The organism is Candidatus Delongbacteria bacterium (assembly GCA_020634015.1).
Lineage (GTDB): Bacteria > CAIWAD01 > CAIWAD01 > CAIWAD01 > CAIWAD01 > JACKCN01.
Genome location: JACKCN010000001.1, coordinates 228,508 through 243,538 on the forward strand (window position 1 = coordinate 228,508; position 15,031 = coordinate 243,538).

Here is a 15,031-nt window from a genome sequence, read left to right on the forward strand (position 1 = left end):
GCCGTGTTCAGGCGGCGAAGTCCCGGAGATGCGTGATGGCGTACAGCACACGCTCGGGGCTGGGCAGATAATGGTCTTCGCCCATGGGCAGCGGCATGATCGTGTCAAAGCCGCAGACGCGCGCGGGCGGGGCTTCCAGGCAATCGATCAGATTCTCGCTGACCTGGGCCAGCAGCTCGGCGGCCACGCCGAAGGTGCGGGCACCTTCGTGCAGCACAAGGAAACGCCCCGTGCGCCGTACCGACTCGTAGACCGTCTCACGGTCGAGAGGGTAGATCGAGCGCAGGTCGATCAGTTCCACGTCAAAGCCCTCGGCGGCCGCCAGTTCGCAGGCCTTGCTGGCCACCCGCATCATCGCGCCGTAGGCCACCAGAGTCAGGTCCTTGCCGGGACGGGCGATGGTGGCCTTGCCCAGCGGCACACGGTAGATCTCCTCGGGCACGTCCTGGCGGAAGCTGCGGTAGACCTTCTTGGGCTCCATGAAGAGCACGGGATCGTTGGATTCGATGGCGCTGATCAGCATGCCCTTGGCGTCGTAGGGACAGGACGGAATCACCACCTGCAGGCCGGGGATGTGTCCGTAGATCGCCTCCATGCTCTCGCTGTGCAGCTCGAGGGCCCGGATGCCGCCGCCGTAGGGCATGCGGATGGTCATGGGCACGGTGAACACGCCCCGGCTGCGGTTGCGCATGCGGGCCACGTGGGTCACCAGCTGATTCATGGCCGGATACATGAACCCCGAGAACTGGATCTCGACGATCGGGCGCAGCCCCGTGACCGCCATGCCAAGCCCGGCACCCAGCAGCACCGATTCGGAGAGCGGCGTATCGAACACGCGGCGTTCGCCGTACTTGGCCTGCAGTCCCTGGGTCACGCGGAACACGCCGCCTTCCAGTCCGGCGTCCTCGCCGAAGAGCAGGATGTCCGGATCCTGGGCCAGTTTCAGGTCCAGGGCGTTGTTGATGGCCTGTACCAGGTTCATCGCGGGCATCTAACGGGCCTCCTTCCAGGCAAGGAACTGCTTGTATTCGGCCATCTGGCGCACAAGCTCGGGGGGCATGGTTTCATACTGGTAGCCGAAGATGTCCTCGATGGGCGTGCGCTCCATGGCTTCGACTTCCGCCATGGCCTGATCGCACTCGTGCCCCACCTGCTCGCGCAGCTCGGCTTCCTTGGCATCATCCCAGAGTTTCAGCGAGTCTAGGTAAGCCCGCATGCGCAGCAGCGGATCCTTGTGCTTCCAGGACTCCTCCTCCTCCTTGCTGCGGTAGATCGACGGATCGTCGGAGGTGGTGTGCGCGCCCATGCGGTAGGTATACATTTCCAGCAGCACGGGGCCACGGCCGGCGCGCGCGTGTTCGGCGGCGGCCCGGGTGGCGGCCACCACGGCCAGATAGTCGTTGCCGTCCACGATCATGCCCGGCATGCCGAAGGCGATGGCTTTCTGGGCCAGGGTTTCCGAACCGGTCTGGCTCTTGCGCCCCAGCGAGATCGCGTACTGGTTGTTGTTGCAGACGAAGATCACGGGGCACTTGAACACAGCCGCCCAGTTGAGGCCCTCGTTGAAGTCGCCCTGGCTGGTGCCGCCATCGCCGAAGAAGGTGATGACCACTTCGCTGCCGCCGCGATAGACGATGCTGTGGCCAATGCCCGCCGCATGGGTCACCTGGCTGGTGATGGGCACCGAGAGCGGCAGCAGGCGCGGACGCCCGGGGTGCACGCTGCCCGTTTCCGATCCCGAGAAGTAGGCCAGATGGTTCTTCACGGTGCCGCCCTTGGCCAGCACTCCGCCCAGCTCGCGGTAGGACTGCACCATCCAGTCTTCGGGGCGCAGGGCCAGAATGGAACCCACGGCCGCCGCTTCCTGCCCCAGATTGGTGGGCAGGGTGTAGATCCGGCCCTGGCGCTGGTAACTCACGGCCCGTTCGTCGGCCACCCGGGCCCGCACCATGGCGGCGTACCCGTCGCACAGTTCCGCGGGACTGAGGTCGGGCAGGTACTTCTGCCCTGCCTTGAGCAGGCGGCCCTGCTCGTCCAGGATGCGAAGCATCTTGCCCTTGAGGGGATCGAAGGCGTCGAACACGGGTCCTCCAGAAATGACGACGGGCAGTGGCCCGGTCGTTTGACGATCCAGCCCGCGGGACGCAGAAGGCCCGACGGACGGATGGAACGAGCTGCGCAGGGGGCCCGGATCCGGTCCGTGCATTCGGCAATGCGGAACCGCGCGCGACCGGGCCGACGGATTGGCCAATGGGCACAGAAAATCAGCCCGGACCGAAGGGCTTCCAGGGGGAAGAGTTCGGTCCGAACAAAGGCAGAGAGGATAAATGAAAGGGGCGGGAGAAGCAAGAAGCGGGATTTGGCGCTGCGCCCGTCCGGTCCGGGGCGGCCTGCCCCGCTCAGGCCTCGGGGGAATCCAGAGCCCCGCCGCAGGAGCTGCCACCACCGGCTGTGCAGCCATAGCAGTGCAGCCCGGTCACGATCCGGCGGCGGTGGTGCAGATCGGGCCGGAAATCGCGCAGATGCACGGGGGCGCCGTGGTCCACGCAAAGCCCCAGCATCTGGTTGAAGTCGCAGTCGTAAAGGAAGCCACGCCAGTCCACGGACAGGGTGTTGCGGCACATCACGCTGCTGGCGGCCCGGGGATTCCAGGCGGCCTGCAGGCGACGCAGGTAGGGCACCAGCTGGCCCTTGCCGTCCAGCCAGTGCAGGAAGCGCCCGATGGGCATGTTGGCCATGGTGAAGAGGCTGTCGAAACGTACCCCCTGCTGCTCGAGCAGCTGCTGCTTCCAGTGCCGCTCCAGCTCCGTCTGATCGCCGGGCAGGAAGGCGCCCGTCGGGTTGGTGACCAGATGCAGGGGCCAGCGCGGGTCGCCCGTGCCGTAGCCGGCCGCATTGAACTGGCGCAGTGCCAGGATCGAGCGCTCGAAGACCGCTTCTCCGCGCTGGGCGTCCGTTTCGGCCTGGGTGGGAGCGGGCAGCGAGGCCACCACCTGGACCTCGTGGTGGTGCAGAAAGTCCACCAGATCCTGCTGGCCGGCCTCCTGGGTCACGGTCAGGTTGCACCGGTCGATGACCGTGCAGCCCAGCGCGCGCGCCCCTGTCACGAATCCGCGGAAATGGGGATTCAGTTCCGGAGCCCCGCCCGTGATGTCCACCACGGGAATCCGCTGCGTGCGCAGCACATCCAGCGCCAGCTCGAAGATCTCGCCCGCCATGCTTTCCCGACGGCGCGGCCCGGCGCTCACATGACAATGGCGGCAGGTCTGGTTGCAGACCCGCCCCACATTCAGCTGCAGGATCTCGATGCCGGTGGCCTGCAGCGGAAACTGGCCCGCCTGCTCAAGATGCTCGTCAAAACGCGCCAGCCCCGGCTGGATCGCCTCGAGACGCTCCTGCTGCAACTGCTCTTCCCGGCTGACCTGTGGTTTTTCGTGAGTCAACAGTTCAATCCTTCACCATTTCATCCAATCCCCCGGCCCCACGACGCAGCGTCCAGCCGGGCCCGCTGAAGCGCAGCGACATCGGGGCGCCATGCAATGGGCACACACACTGCAATCCTCGTACACACCCACTCAAAAACTGAGATTCTGCGCCACATTGCGCATCTGCACCCCGTGGGCCAGAGTCACCCCGGCCCGCATGGCGGCAGCCACATGCACGGCCTCGGTCATCTCGTCCAGGGTGATGCCGTTCTCAAGGCAGGTCTGGGTGTAGGCGTCGATGCAGTAGGGACACTTCTCGCTGTGTGAGACAGCCAGCGCGATCAGGGCCTTCTCGCGCTTGCTGAGATGGCCTGCCTTCATCAGGGGGCCGTACCAGGCCATGAAGGCCTTCCAGGCTTCGCTGGCGTTCTGGCCCACTTCCTCGAAACGGGGCAGATCCTCGGGGCGGTAGTAGCTATCCATGGTGCGTGTTCCTTTCCTCTTGCCAGCGTGTCCAGTCGTCCGGCCGGTCCACGTCCGGCAGGGTGCGCAATTCGCTCCAGTCCAGTCCGGTGGCCGCAAGTGAATCCCGGGTATCCTGGAGCACGGTGGGTCCACCCCAGACCGTGTCCGGAAAGAGTCCGGGATGCCAGCGTCGGGCGCCGATCAGCCAGTAGCCTCCGTCCTCGGCGGGCCCCAGCACACAGTCGGTCCGCTCCAGTGCTCGCGCGGCGTCGTGCAGGTCCTGCGCCTCCAGCCAGGGGCAATCGCTGCCCAGCAGAATCACCGCGCGGGAACCGTGTGCCAGACTTTCCTCAACGATCGCGGCCATCCGTGCCCCCAGCTCACCAGCGGGCTGCTCCGCGCCGGGCAGCGCCCAGGGGGGCAGGGTCCGCGCCTCGAACCCGCTCGCCTCGCCCGTCCAGTGCACGCTCACCCGGAAGGGTGGCGGCAGTTGGTCCAGTGTGTGACAGCAGCGTTCCAGCAACTGCCATTGGATCGCCAAGGCGGCTTCCGGCCCCAGTTCGCGCGCCAGCCGGGACTTTCCCTGACCCAGGCGCGGGCGACGGCTGAGCAGGCAGATCGTCACCCATGACTCCATCCAGATCCTCCCTGACACACCATCCATTGCGCGGGCACGCGCTCAGCGTGCATTCAGGCTCCAGTCGTAGTCGGTCCAGCGGATGCGTGCCTGGCACGCCCCCGGCAGCCAGGGCTCCAGCCAGGCCTTGAGGGCGGCCTCGTCGGCACCAAAGTCCTCAGCATACCATTTGAAGATCGGCGAGAGCCAGAGCGTGCCGCCCTCCAGCCGGTTCTTGGTGGGGCTCCGCTGAAGAAAGCGCCGGGCCTGGTCGTCCAGTTGCTCTTCCAGCCCGGAGGCGGTGTACAGCTCCTCCCGCAGGGGCGGACAGCCACGCGCGGCGCAGACCAGAGCCACGTGGATGCGAGGATCATTGTACACCGGGCGAATGCGCCGGTGTTCCAACTCGTCCAGACTGAAGGTCTCGCCGGCCAGCCGGACCACCGGAAGGCTCCAGGGGCTGCGGAACCAGCCACCGATCTCCTTGATCGAGCCAACCGGCAGGTTGTCACGCACAAGCCGCAGGGTGGTCCCGTTGTACAGGTTCAGCAACAGGGCCAGCTGGCGAGGACGGGGCCAGGCGGCAAGCGAGTCCGGATCCAGCAGGGCCACCTGGTCCAGCCAGGCGTCCAGTGGCCCCGGTTCGCGCGCCAGAGTCCGGTAGCTCACACGGCCATCGCTGACGACCTGTGCCAGTTGCCGGCCCCAGGCTCCCGCGGCACTCTCGAGCGCCTGCTTTGCGACAGCCGACCCGGCCAGCAGACCGATCACAAGCAGGATCAGCAATCGGTGAACTGTGGTGTGACGCATCATCTCAGCGATCCTCCGGCAAAGGGCAGCCATGCCGCCTGAAGTGAGCCAGTATGCGCTGGTGCTGCCAGAGGGTGCGCCAGACTCCCCGCTCGCGGTAGCGCCGCCCGCTGGTGGGGCAGTGGCCGGGCAGCAGTCGCAGAAAACCGGGCGCCTTGAGCCGCGTGACACACCAGAGATCTTCCAGATAGGGCCAGGCCGGCAGTCCACCGAGGGCGGCCAGACTGGAGGCGCGAAAGGCCAGGGCCTGGTCGCCGTAGGGAGTGCCCCGCAGACGACAGCGCAGGTTGCCGCCCCAGGCGACCAGCCGCAGATCCCAGCCCTCTGGCTGAAAGGACAGTGGAAATGCACTCACCTGCACGCGTGGATCACGGAAGGCCTCTTCGATCAGCTCCGCGCCATTGCGTGGCGGGCGCGTGTCGGCGTGCACCATCCAGAGCAGATCGCCCCTGGCTGCCCGGCGCGCCGCTTCGAGCTGGATCCCGCGGCCGGCTTCGGTCCGCAGCAGCTGGAATCCGGCACGCTGGGCGACATCGGCGCTGGCATCCTGGCTGGCGCCGTCCACGGCGATCCATTCCTCCACTCCGGGCAGGGCCCGCAGCCACTCCAGGCGTGCCTGCAGGTCCGCCTCGCCCCGGGCACATTCGTTGCGTAGGGGCAGCAGCAGCGACACGCTCATCGCCGACTCCGCAGTACTCGACCCAGCAAACCCGCCAGGCCCGGGCTCAGGCGTGTGCGCTGGTACTGGTCGCCCAGCTTGCGCAGGGCCTCGCCCACCGTGGGATAGGGAAAGACCATTCCGGAGAGCTGGCCCAGTCTCACACCGCCGGAGATGCAGGCGATCACGGGCGCCAGCAGCTCCCCGGCATGCGGTCCGAGGATGCGCGCTCCCAGCAGGCGCCCACGCGCGTCGTGCACCACCTTGAGAAAACCGTTCTCCTCGCTGTCCAGCACGGCTCGGTCCAGATCACGGAAGTGTACGACCAGCTCGGCGGCCCGCTCACCCGCGGCAAGAGCCGTGGTCAGGTCGGGGCCCACACCGGCCAGCTCGGGTGTGGTGTAAGTGCACCAGGGAATCAGCAGTTGATTGCGACGCGCACGCCCGAAGAAGAACGCATTGCGCACGGCCGCGCGCGCCATGGCATCGGCGGCATGGGTGAACTGGGGCCCGCCGATCACATCGCCCAGGGCCAGCACGCGGCGATTGGCCGTACGCAGGAAATCGTTCACCAGTACCTGCCCGCGACTGCCGGTCAGAATGCCCGCGTGTTCCAGATCCAGCTCTTCCGTGTTGGGCTGGCGTCCCGTGGCCAGCAGCAGCGCATCGAATCCCAGTTCCTCGCCTCCCGCTGTGTGTTCAAGCCAGGCCTGTCCGCATTCTCCCCGACCTTCAAGGCGCACCAGACGAGTGGCCAGCCGCACGTCCACACCCGCCGCCTCCAGGGCTTGTTGTACGGCCAGGGCTCCCTCGGGATCATCCCGGATCAGCAGCCGCTCCGCCTGCTCCACGAGTGTCACACGGCAACCCAGCAGGGCCAGGCTCTGGGCCAGCTCGCAGCCGATCGGACCGCCCCCGGCCACCAGCAGGTGTCCGGGCAGGCTTTCGCGGTTGAAGAGATTCTCGTTGGTGAAAAAGCGCACCGAGTCCAGCCCGGGGATCGGCGGAATCGCCGGGCGCCCGCCCGTGGCGATGAAGGCTCGCCTGAACCGGGCCGTATGCCCATTGACCTCCACCCGATCCGCTCCCGTGAAGCGGGCCTGGCCAAAGACCACTTCCACGCCCTTGCCTTCAAGGCCCGCAAGGGAATCCGCGGGGGAAATGCGCGCACGGCGCTCGCGCAGTCTTTCGAGCACGGCAGCACCATCGACCAGGGCCTCCTGCGGGCCGATCCCGAAACCGGGAGCCGCCCGGACCGCCGCGGCGGCGCGCGCCGAACGGATCAGAGCCTTGGACGGCACACAGCCCACATTCAGGCAATCGCCCCCCAGCAGGGCGCGTTCGACCAGCAGCACCTTGCCGCCCAGTCCGGCCACGATCGAGGCACTCACCAGGCCGGCCGCCCCCGCTCCCAGCACGATTGCGTGATACTCGTCCCTGCTGGGTCGAGTGGCATGCTGTGCCGGCCGCACATTCTCCAGCAGGGTCAGATTGTGACGGTCCAGCGGCGCCAGACTGCGGGTGGGGTCAGTGGGCATCGGCGGCCACTCCTTCCTGGCTCAGGGCCCGCTGGGCGATGCGCGTGATCCAGACGGTGATCAGCAGAGTCACCGCCAGCCCGGCCCAGCCCAGCAACCGGAAGGGCAGGGACTTGTCGGGTGCCGGCCCTCCGGCCAGCTCGCCCAGCCCGCCCAGCAGGGTACCGGCATAGACATAGAGCACGGTGCCCGGCAGCATCCCGATCCAGGAGGCACTGATGTAGTCTCGAAAGCTGACGGCGCTCAGTCCGCAGGCATAGTTGAGCAGGGAGAAGGGAAACAGCGGCGAGAGCCGGGTCAGCAGCACGATGCGGAAGCCTTTCTCGCCCAGAGCCCGGTCGATTCGCGCGAAGACCGGACGACTGGCCAGTTGGGTCAATACCCACTCGCGCACCAGATGCCGGCCCAGCAGGAAGGCGGCCCCGGCCCCCAGCACGCTGCCAGCGGAGACCAGCAGGGTACCGCCCAGCAGACCCCAGGTGAAACCGGCCGCAAGTGTCAGCACCACTCCGGGAACCAACAGCACCGTGGCCAGCAGGTACAGCAGGATGAAGAGCAGCCAACCCAGCGCCCCCAGGCTCTGGATCCAGCCCACGGCCGCCGCCAGCGCGGGCGTGACCGGCAACCGCCAGAGCAGCAGGCCCACGGCAATGGCGGCCAGCACACGCAACAGGCTGCGCTTGTTCATGGGGATCCTCTCGCTTGCCCTCCCCCCGCGGAAGTGGATTTCAGGCGGATTGTCAGGGCCTTGCTCGGTGTGCGTGCAGGCGGGCGCTCCGGCAGGCAGCGCGCCTCAAGATATGGCTGCCAACCGGCGATTCCCGGCTTCCGTTCCCCCGTGACCGTTTTGTTATGTTCGGCCCGCCCGCACCGACAAAGGCGCCACACAGACACGGGGAGCGACATGCTGACTCTGAACAAGATCTTCACCTTCTGCGCCGCCCACCGGTACTACAATCCGGAACTGGGCGAGCAGGGCAATCTGGAAGCCTTCGGCAAGGATGTGCGCCTGCACGGACACAACTACGAGCTGACCGTGGGCGTCACCGGCACCGTGGACCCGCGCACCGGATTCCTGGCCGACCTGGACCCCCTGCAGCGCCTGGTCAACGAGCGGGTCGTGGAGGTTCTGGACCACAGCCGCATCGATACGGACATTCCCTGGTTCGCCGAGCGTCAACCGTCCACGGAGAATCTGCTGGTCTGGATCTGGCAGGAAATCGCCCCGCGCCTCCAGGGCTGCCGGCTGGTGCGTCTGCGTCTGCAGGAAACACCGACGATCTTCACCGAATACACGGGCCCCGAGTCGCTGGCCGACTGAGGACCAAGGCCACCGGCCCAGCCAGAAACGCCCCGTTGTCCATACAGGACCACGGGGCGTTTCTGGCTGGCATCGGAACTCAGTTGATGGCCACGATCCTGTAGATCCCGGTGTGCACGGACACCGTGTACGACACGGGGGGCGCAGCCACCTCGTCCACGGGCAGCAGGGCGTCCGGGCTGGAACCGTGCAGCACCCGGTAGGAGGTGGCCCCCGCCGCGAGACTCCAGTCAAGTGTGACCAGACCAGCGGAGTACTGAATGCTGAGATCGGCCACGGCGGCGGGAGGCGGCAGCTGGACGGGAATCGCCAGGGAGGTGGTGTAGATGTAGTCGCCGAAGGGATCCTCGCTGTAATCGGACGCGTTGCCCGCGGCGTAGAGCGTGATCGTGCCCAGCTCGGGATCCTCGGGCGCCGTCCAGTTGAAGGACCATTCGGATGGCCCGTCAAACAGGCGCGGTGAGGTGCCGTCAATGGTGTGCTTCACATATTCTCGTCCTTCGAATGTACTCCACTGGGTACGCACAGGATCGACGATGCTGAAACTGCCCAGGCCCACCTGGGAGGCTTCGAAGCCCCAGCGCTGCTGGCCTGGATCCTGGAGTGTGACGGTAAGCAGGTAGGTTTCGCCGGGGACCCACGAGAGTGGGCCGCTGAGACTCAGGCTGCCGTCACCCGAGTTCAGCGGATGGGAGATGTGACACTCGGTGCAGTTGAGTTCGCCCGGTGCTCCGCTGACTCCATCGATCGGACCGGCGGAATAGGCCTGAGCGAGTACGGGCAGGATCAGCAGGATTGCGGTTGGAAAGGTCATGGCTGTCTCCAGAAGTTGATTGGGTGATCCACCTCTGGCAAAGACCATTCCAGAAAATTGTCATGACGAGCATGTCTGGAGTCCGGGATGGGGCAGGCAGTATTCCGTATGAATCCTTGGCGCAACAAGCTTTGTCGCACCAAGGATTTTTCCATAACACAGTTCTGGAATCCGGTCGCCCGGAATGAACGCCCAATCCGGGCATGGGGAACACCTGTCAACAATCCGGCAAGACTGCCCGAAAATGGGCTTCTGGAGGGTCAAGTCACCTTTGTGGGCTGCAGATAAGGAAGAGCGACGATCCACCAGTCCACGACCGGAATCCAGGCAGCCCCATGCACTCGTACCTAGCCCGTCAACCCATCCTGGATGAACACCAGAATCTGGCCGCCTACGAATTGCTTTACCGTTCCTCCGAACGGAATCTGTTTCCCGTGGGGGAAGAGGATGTGGCAACCTGCCGCGTGCTCCAGAGTGCGTTGATCCAGTTCGGACTGGACGAGTTGTCGGCCGACCACCGGGTGTTCATCAATCTCATTGAAGATGCGCTGCTCCAGGGCAGCTACCACATGCTGCCCCAGGACCGGGTGGTGCTGGAGTTGCTGGAAAGCGTGGAGCCCAGTTCCGGAGTGCTGCAGGCCAGCCGGCAACTGAAGAAGGATGGCTATACCCTGGCCCTGGATGACTTCACCTTCCGCTCCGACTACCTGGCTCTGGTCCAGCTGGCCGATGTGATCAAGGTGGACCTGCGCGAAACGGAGCACTGGAAGAATCCGCGGGCCGTGGAGGCACTGCTTGGCCGGGGCAAACAGATGCTGGCCGAAAAGGTCGAGACCCATGAGGAGTTCCAGCAGGCCCGCGAGCTGGGCTACACACGGTTTCAGGGTTTCTTCTTCAGCCGCCCCCAGATGCTCAAGGCTCGCAACATCAAGGGCAGCGCCCTCCACTATACCCAGTTGCTGAACCAGATATCGAGTCCCGAGCTGGATGTGGGCGAGCTGGAACGCATCATCTCAGCGGACATTTCCCTGTCATGGAAACTGCTGCGCTACATCAACTCGGCAGCCATGGCGCGTCGACAGGAGATCGGCAGCATTCGCCAGGCCCTGCTGATGCTGGGGGAATCCCAGATCCGGCGCTGGGCCAGTGTGGTGGCCGTGGGAGAACTGAACAAGGGCCACAGCATAGAATTGCTGAAGCTGTGTCTGATCCGGGCCCGCTTCTGCGAGTCCATTTCGGGCCACCTGAACTGCAATCCTGCCGAAATGGCCGAAGCATTTCTGACAGGTCTGTTGAGCGGACTTGATGCCATGCTGGACATGGCCATGCACAAGATCCTGCCCGAACTGCACCTGAGTCCCACGCTGAACCGGGCCTTGCTCGAGCATACCGGATCGTTGCATGCCCGTCTGGAGCTGGTGCAGTGTTATGAGTCGGGCAATGTGGATCGGGTCGCCAGCCTGAGTGACGAACTGGGACTGGATGCGGAGAGCCTGCCCGGAATCTACAAGGAAGCGGTGGGTTGGGTCCAGCAGACTCTCGCCAGTACCTGATCGCCGCGTGATGCGCGCGGGCGCCGCTCAGGGCAGATGGCAGCTCACCCGGTAACATTGCACGCGAGGCAGCCCGGAATCCAGAGGCTCGGTCCATGACGGAGTCGTGACGCAGTCGAGCAACTGCCACTCCAGTGCCTCGGGGGTGCGCCCCCAGACACGGTACTCCACCCCGGCCAGCGGGCAGCCCTCCAGCGATTCCACCACCGCGGGCCACTCCAGCAGGATCTGGTCCTCCGCCCTCCGAATGGTCAGCTCCGCTGCCGGCAGGGACGGAACCTGGCAGTCCGGCAGACACTGGATGCCCAGCGTGCCCGTGCCACGTTCTCCCGAATGCCCCCCGACCCTCACCAGCAGCTGCTGCCCGGCAGACACCGGCAGTTCCAGGCACGACTGCATGCCACAGGAATCGTCGTTGCAGGCCAGAAGCGAGTCCGCCGCAGGTGGGCACTGCCCCGCCGGATACACGGCCAGCAGGCTGTCCCAGTTTCCGTCGCAAAGGTCAAACCGTGCGGTGCCCGTGCAGGACGCCGTATACAGGAACCAGACGTCCTCATGCAGGGACGAGTCCGCCTCCAGTCCACAGGCGCCCGGTTGATCGGGGCCGTCCGGGCTGGCAAACAGAGTGCTGAGCGGCCAGTTGCCGTCGCCGACGGACTGTGCCTGGGCACACTCATCGTTCAACGGGGGCAGCTCGCCACAGACGGGCGAGTCCAGATCCAGCACGAAGGCCCCCGACGCGCCATTGTAACCGGACACACGCAGCCAGTACACGTTGTCGGCCAGAGCTGTGAACTCCAGTTGTGACGCCAATCCACAGGCATCGTCGTTGCAGGCCAGCTGGTTGCTGGCATCGGGAGGACAGGCCGTGTGCACCGAGAGCACGGTATCGAAGCCGCTGCCGCAGAGGCTGGCCTGCCAGGGGCCGGGACAAGCGGGCTGGAAACGATAGATCAGCGCGGGGCTCCAGTCGGACCAGCCGCACTGGGCGTGACCCAGTTGCCAGGCGGCGGAGGTGTTGCCCACGATCGTGTCGGGGCCCTGGAGCTCTTCCTCGATCACGCAGCCATCGGGCAGCGCCTGGCACGACAGTTCGAGCCTGCCATCGCCGCGGTCCCACTGGCCATAGCCCCCCAACCGCAGGAGCAGGTCCTGCCCCTGCTCCACCGGTACAGCCAAGCGAGAGCGGTAGCGTTCGGACCCACTGCCGGGGCAGGCGTCGTCGTTGCACCCCAGCAGACGGGAATCGTCCACCGGACACTGCCAGCCATCGTAGACCGCCAGGTCGGTATCGTACTCGCTGTCGCACAGTGATATCCAGAGCATGCCGGTCAGAGGCGCGTTCCAGCGGTACCAGATGTCATTGTAGACCTGGCCGTCGAACTGGCAGACCGCGTGGGGCGGACCATCGGTGCTCGCGCCCCGGGTACTGAATTCGAGATCCTGATCGCTCAGGTACTCGGCATCCTGGCAGAGGTCATTGCCGGGGGGGTCGGCCCAGTGCTCGTGTCCGTCATGCTGGCAAGGGGGATTGTCAGGCAGCTTGAGCGAGTAGGCCCCCAGGGTGCTGGCGGACAGCAACAGTGCACAAAGCAGGCCCGAACCGCCGGGAAGCGACAGCCAAAGGGCACTGGGCAGGCGGTGAGAGGCCATGTCGCGCGATCCTTCAGGGAATGCGAAGCCCCCTCGAGAAGGCGGGCGATCAATCTGGGTGCATTGGGGTCCGGCAGGGGTGCCGATCCGGATCGGCGAGTCAGCACCGGCAAAAATCGTACCTCAACAGTTCGGTTCAAGGTCTTTCACCGAAGCAATGGGTACGAAAAGAAATTCACGATTCCCCGCAGATCGCCGGGAATCGTGAACGACTCATGCACAGCGGTGCCGGATTCCGGGCGCCGGCCCTCCTCCGCTCAGGCCCGGATGAAGACCACCGACCCTTCCTGACGGTAGGGGAAGGGATGCTCGGGTTGCAGTTCCAGCACGGCCACCAGATCTCCCGTGGCCACCACGGACCGTCGGCGCAGCTCATCCAGGGTCCGTCCAAGGATGCTCACATAGCCGCCGCCCTCGGTGAGAATCACCGGAATCACGCCGTGATACAGCGTGCTGCGACGGGCCACCTCGATCCGGTCGGTCACCAGCACCAGTGGATGGGTCCGGATCTTCTTGGACAGGCTGGGCAGGTGGCGTCCGTAACGATCCAGGGCGATGGTCACCGTCGTGCCGGCCTGATTCACGGCGGCCAGCAGGCCCCGTTGCCAGGATTCCGGGGCGTCGGCTTCCAGGCCTTCGATGAGACCCGAATGGCTTTCGCTCTCGCGGATGATGCCGGCCATGGTGCTCACCACCAGCACCGGATCGATGCCGGTGGCGGTTTCGCCTGAAAGCATCACCGCATCGCTGCCTTCGCGGATCGCCACCGTCACATCGGTGACCTCGGCGCGGGTGGGCCGGGAATTCACGGTCATGCTCTCGAGCATCTGGGTGGCCGTGATCACCGGCTTGTCGGCCCGCTCGCAGCGCTTGAGAATGTCGCGCTGGATCCAGGGCACGCGCGATGCACTCAGTTCCACGCCCATGTCACCGCGGGCGATCATGATGCCGTCGGCCGCCTCGATGATGCTGTCGATGGCTTCCACGGCTTCGGGCTTCTCGATCTTGGCGATCACCTGGGCCGTGCTGCCGTGCTCGGCCAGGTAGCGTTTCACGCGCAGTACGTCCTCGGCCTGGCGCACGAAGGAAATCGCCACGAAGTCCACCTGGTTGGCCACGCCCCAGGCCAGATCCTTGAGATCCTTGTCGGTCACCCCGGGAAGCCCCAGACGCGAGGCGGGCAGATTCATGCCCTTGCCCGAGCGCAGCGGCCCGCCATGGATCACACGGCAATGCACTTCCTGGCTGCCTTCGCGGATCACTTCCAGCTCGAGCAGTCCATCGTCAAGCATCACCGGATCGTGCAGCCGCAGGTCCGGCAGGATTTCGGGGGCGATCGTGCTGAAGCGCCGGGCGTTTCCCACGATCGGCTCCGCCTGGATCACCAGGTCACTCCCGCGTTCCAGCACGATCCCATCCTGCATGCTGCCCACCCGGATCTTGGGTCCACACAGATCCTGCAGCACGGCCAGGGGTTTGTCCCAGGTTTCCTCGGCCGCGCGCAGTTCCGCCAGTACGCGGCTGTGGTCTTCGTGTGTGCCGTGGGAGAAATTGAGCCGGGCCACATCCATCCCGGCCAGCAGCATCCGGCCGATCACATCGCGGTTGTGCGAGGCCGGGCCGATGGTGCAGACGATGCGCGCATGGCGCCGTCGTGCCTGACGATCCTGGATTTCCGCATTGGCCACCGCCTTGCCCAGGGCATCCAGGCCCTCTTCCTTGGAAAGGATCGCGATCACCCGATGGCCCTCGGGAAGCTGACGGCGGACGTCCTCCGGCTCGAGGCTGGACAGGACCACCACCGGCAGCAGCGGCGAGGTGACCGCGAGTGCCTCGATGCACTTGAAACCGTTCCAGCCGGGCATCTGGATGTCGGTGACCAGCAGGTCCACCGGATGGCTGGACGCCCGCTGGAAGGCCTGTTCTCCATTGGACACGGGTGTGACCTCATGCCCGAGGCGTTCCAGTTCCTGCCGCACCATGGTCAGTGTCACCGGGTTGTCTTCAGCCAGCAGGATGCGCATCGGATGCCTTTCCGCCCGCAGGTCGCGGGCCCATGGCGAGAGGGGGACTGTCCCCGTCCCGGCCTGCAATATCGGCTTGAACGATGCATGATCCTTGCCTGAAAACCAACCGGCGGTGCTCCCCATGGGGAGACACCGCCGGCAGCGCACAGAG

At 65.8% G+C, this 15,031-nt stretch carries 14 protein-coding genes; 2 read left to right on the plus strand and 12 right to left on the minus strand.

The window, feature by feature from the left end; translation table 11 throughout:
• Positions 1 to 7 precede the first annotated feature (7 nt).
• The 9 genes from H6678_01025 to H6678_01065 form a co-directional block, all read right to left on the minus strand.
• Entirely contained in the window at positions 8 to 991 is a 984-nt protein-coding gene (locus H6678_01025; GenBank protein ID MCB9472374.1) for an alpha-ketoacid dehydrogenase subunit beta, read from the minus strand.
• Entirely contained in the window at positions 992 to 2,206 is a 1,215-nt protein-coding gene (gene pdhA / locus H6678_01030; protein MCB9472375.1) for a pyruvate dehydrogenase (acetyl-transferring) E1 component subunit alpha, read from the minus strand.
• A 193-nt stretch (positions 2,207 to 2,399) separates the two neighbouring features.
• Positions 2,400 to 3,446 (minus strand): arsenosugar biosynthesis radical SAM protein ArsS, encoded by a 1,047-nt coding sequence (gene arsS / locus H6678_01035; GenBank protein ID MCB9472376.1) that lies wholly within the window; start codon positions 3,444 to 3,446, stop codon positions 2,400 to 2,402.
• Between the two features lie 129 nt (positions 3,447 to 3,575).
• Positions 3,576 to 3,908, minus strand: a complete 333-nt coding sequence (locus tag H6678_01040; GenBank protein ID MCB9472377.1) for a carboxymuconolactone decarboxylase family protein — start codon at positions 3,906 to 3,908, stop codon at positions 3,576 to 3,578.
• Complete coding sequence (locus tag H6678_01045) at positions 3,901 to 4,527, minus strand: TIGR04282 family arsenosugar biosynthesis glycosyltransferase (protein MCB9472378.1); 627 nt, start codon at positions 4,525 to 4,527, stop codon at positions 3,901 to 3,903. The genes H6678_01040 and H6678_01045 overlap by 8 nt, the downstream gene beginning before the upstream one ends.
• A 42-nt stretch (positions 4,528 to 4,569) precedes the next feature.
• Positions 4,570 to 5,319, minus strand: coding sequence for a DUF547 domain-containing protein (locus tag H6678_01050; GenBank protein ID MCB9472379.1), 750 nt, complete (start codon positions 5,317 to 5,319; stop codon positions 4,570 to 4,572).
• 1 nt (position 5,320) lies between these two features.
• The gene (locus H6678_01055) at positions 5,321 to 5,995 is read right to left on the minus strand and encodes a glycosyltransferase family 2 protein (protein MCB9472380.1); all 675 of its coding nucleotides are present in this window, start codon (positions 5,993 to 5,995) and stop codon (positions 5,321 to 5,323) included.
• On the minus strand, positions 5,992 to 7,512 hold the full coding sequence (locus H6678_01060) for an FAD-dependent oxidoreductase (protein MCB9472381.1): 1,521 nt from the start codon (positions 7,510 to 7,512) through the stop codon (positions 5,992 to 5,994). Before H6678_01060 ends, H6678_01055 begins: the two co-directional genes overlap by 4 nt.
• A complete protein-coding gene (locus H6678_01065; protein ID MCB9472382.1) occupies positions 7,502 to 8,200 on the minus strand; it encodes a TVP38/TMEM64 family protein in 699 nt (232 codons plus the stop codon). The genes H6678_01060 and H6678_01065 overlap by 11 nt, the downstream gene beginning before the upstream one ends.
• A gap of 216 nt (positions 8,201 to 8,416) precedes the next feature.
• Here H6678_01065 and H6678_01070 point away from each other — a divergent pair, with 216 nt between their 5' ends.
• Positions 8,417 to 8,833: a 6-carboxytetrahydropterin synthase gene (locus tag H6678_01070; protein MCB9472383.1), complete on the plus strand. Its 417-nt coding sequence runs from the start codon at positions 8,417 to 8,419 to the stop codon at positions 8,831 to 8,833.
• A gap of 79 nt (positions 8,834 to 8,912) precedes the next feature.
• On the opposite strand, the gene H6678_01075 is transcribed toward H6678_01070, so the two are convergent.
• The gene (locus tag H6678_01075; protein ID MCB9472384.1) at positions 8,913 to 9,647 is read right to left on the minus strand and encodes a hypothetical protein; all 735 of its coding nucleotides are present in this window, start codon (positions 9,645 to 9,647) and stop codon (positions 8,913 to 8,915) included.
• 335 nt (positions 9,648 to 9,982) lie between these two features.
• Here H6678_01075 and H6678_01080 point away from each other — a divergent pair, with 335 nt between their 5' ends.
• Complete coding sequence (locus tag H6678_01080) at positions 9,983 to 11,200, plus strand: EAL domain-containing protein (protein ID MCB9472385.1); 1,218 nt, start codon at positions 9,983 to 9,985, stop codon at positions 11,198 to 11,200.
• Positions 11,201 to 11,227: 27 nt separating this feature from the next.
• Here the strand turns inward: H6678_01080 and H6678_01085 are convergent, their stop codons facing one another.
• Both H6678_01085 and pyk read right to left on the minus strand, forming a co-directional pair.
• A complete protein-coding gene (locus H6678_01085; protein ID MCB9472386.1) occupies positions 11,228 to 12,853 on the minus strand; it encodes a hypothetical protein in 1,626 nt (541 codons plus the stop codon).
• 257 nt (positions 12,854 to 13,110) lie between these two features.
• Entirely contained in the window at positions 13,111 to 14,877 is a 1,767-nt protein-coding gene (gene pyk, locus H6678_01090; GenBank protein MCB9472387.1) for a pyruvate kinase, read from the minus strand.
• Positions 14,878 to 15,031: the final 154 nt, after the last annotated feature.

Bases quoted from the DNA above. Each gene is read 5' to 3' on its own strand.
- H6678_01025 (MCB9472374.1), bottom strand. From the start codon at position 991: ATGCCCGCGATGAACCTGGTACAGGCCATCAACAACGCCCTGGACCTG.
- pdhA (MCB9472375.1), bottom strand. From the start codon at position 2,206: ATGCACGGACCGGATCCGGGCCCCCTGCGCAGCTCGTTCCATCCGTCC.
- H6678_01040 (MCB9472377.1), bottom strand. From the start codon at position 3,908: ATGGATAGCTACTACCGCCCCGAGGATCTGCCCCGTTTCGAGGAAGTG.
- H6678_01045 (MCB9472378.1), bottom strand. From the start codon at position 4,527: ATGGAGTCATGGGTGACGATCTGCCTGCTCAGCCGTCGCCCGCGCCTG.
- H6678_01050 (MCB9472379.1), bottom strand. From the start codon at position 5,319: ATGATGCGTCACACCACAGTTCACCGATTGCTGATCCTGCTTGTGATC.
- H6678_01055 (MCB9472380.1), bottom strand. From the start codon at position 5,995: ATGAGCGTGTCGCTGCTGCTGCCCCTACGCAACGAATGTGCCCGGGGC.
- H6678_01060 (MCB9472381.1), bottom strand. From the start codon at position 7,512: ATGCCCACTGACCCCACCCGCAGTCTGGCGCCGCTGGACCGTCACAAT.
- H6678_01065 (MCB9472382.1), bottom strand. From the start codon at position 8,200: ATGAACAAGCGCAGCCTGTTGCGTGTGCTGGCCGCCATTGCCGTGGGC.
- H6678_01070 (MCB9472383.1), top strand. From the start codon at position 8,417: ATGCTGACTCTGAACAAGATCTTCACCTTCTGCGCCGCCCACCGGTAC.
- H6678_01075 (MCB9472384.1), bottom strand. From the start codon at position 9,647: ATGACCTTTCCAACCGCAATCCTGCTGATCCTGCCCGTACTCGCTCAG.
- H6678_01080 (MCB9472385.1), top strand. From the start codon at position 9,983: ATGCACTCGTACCTAGCCCGTCAACCCATCCTGGATGAACACCAGAAT.
- H6678_01085 (MCB9472386.1), bottom strand. From the start codon at position 12,853: ATGGCCTCTCACCGCCTGCCCAGTGCCCTTTGGCTGTCGCTTCCCGGC.
- pyk (MCB9472387.1), bottom strand. From the start codon at position 14,877: ATGCGCATCCTGCTGGCTGAAGACAACCCGGTGACACTGACCATGGTG.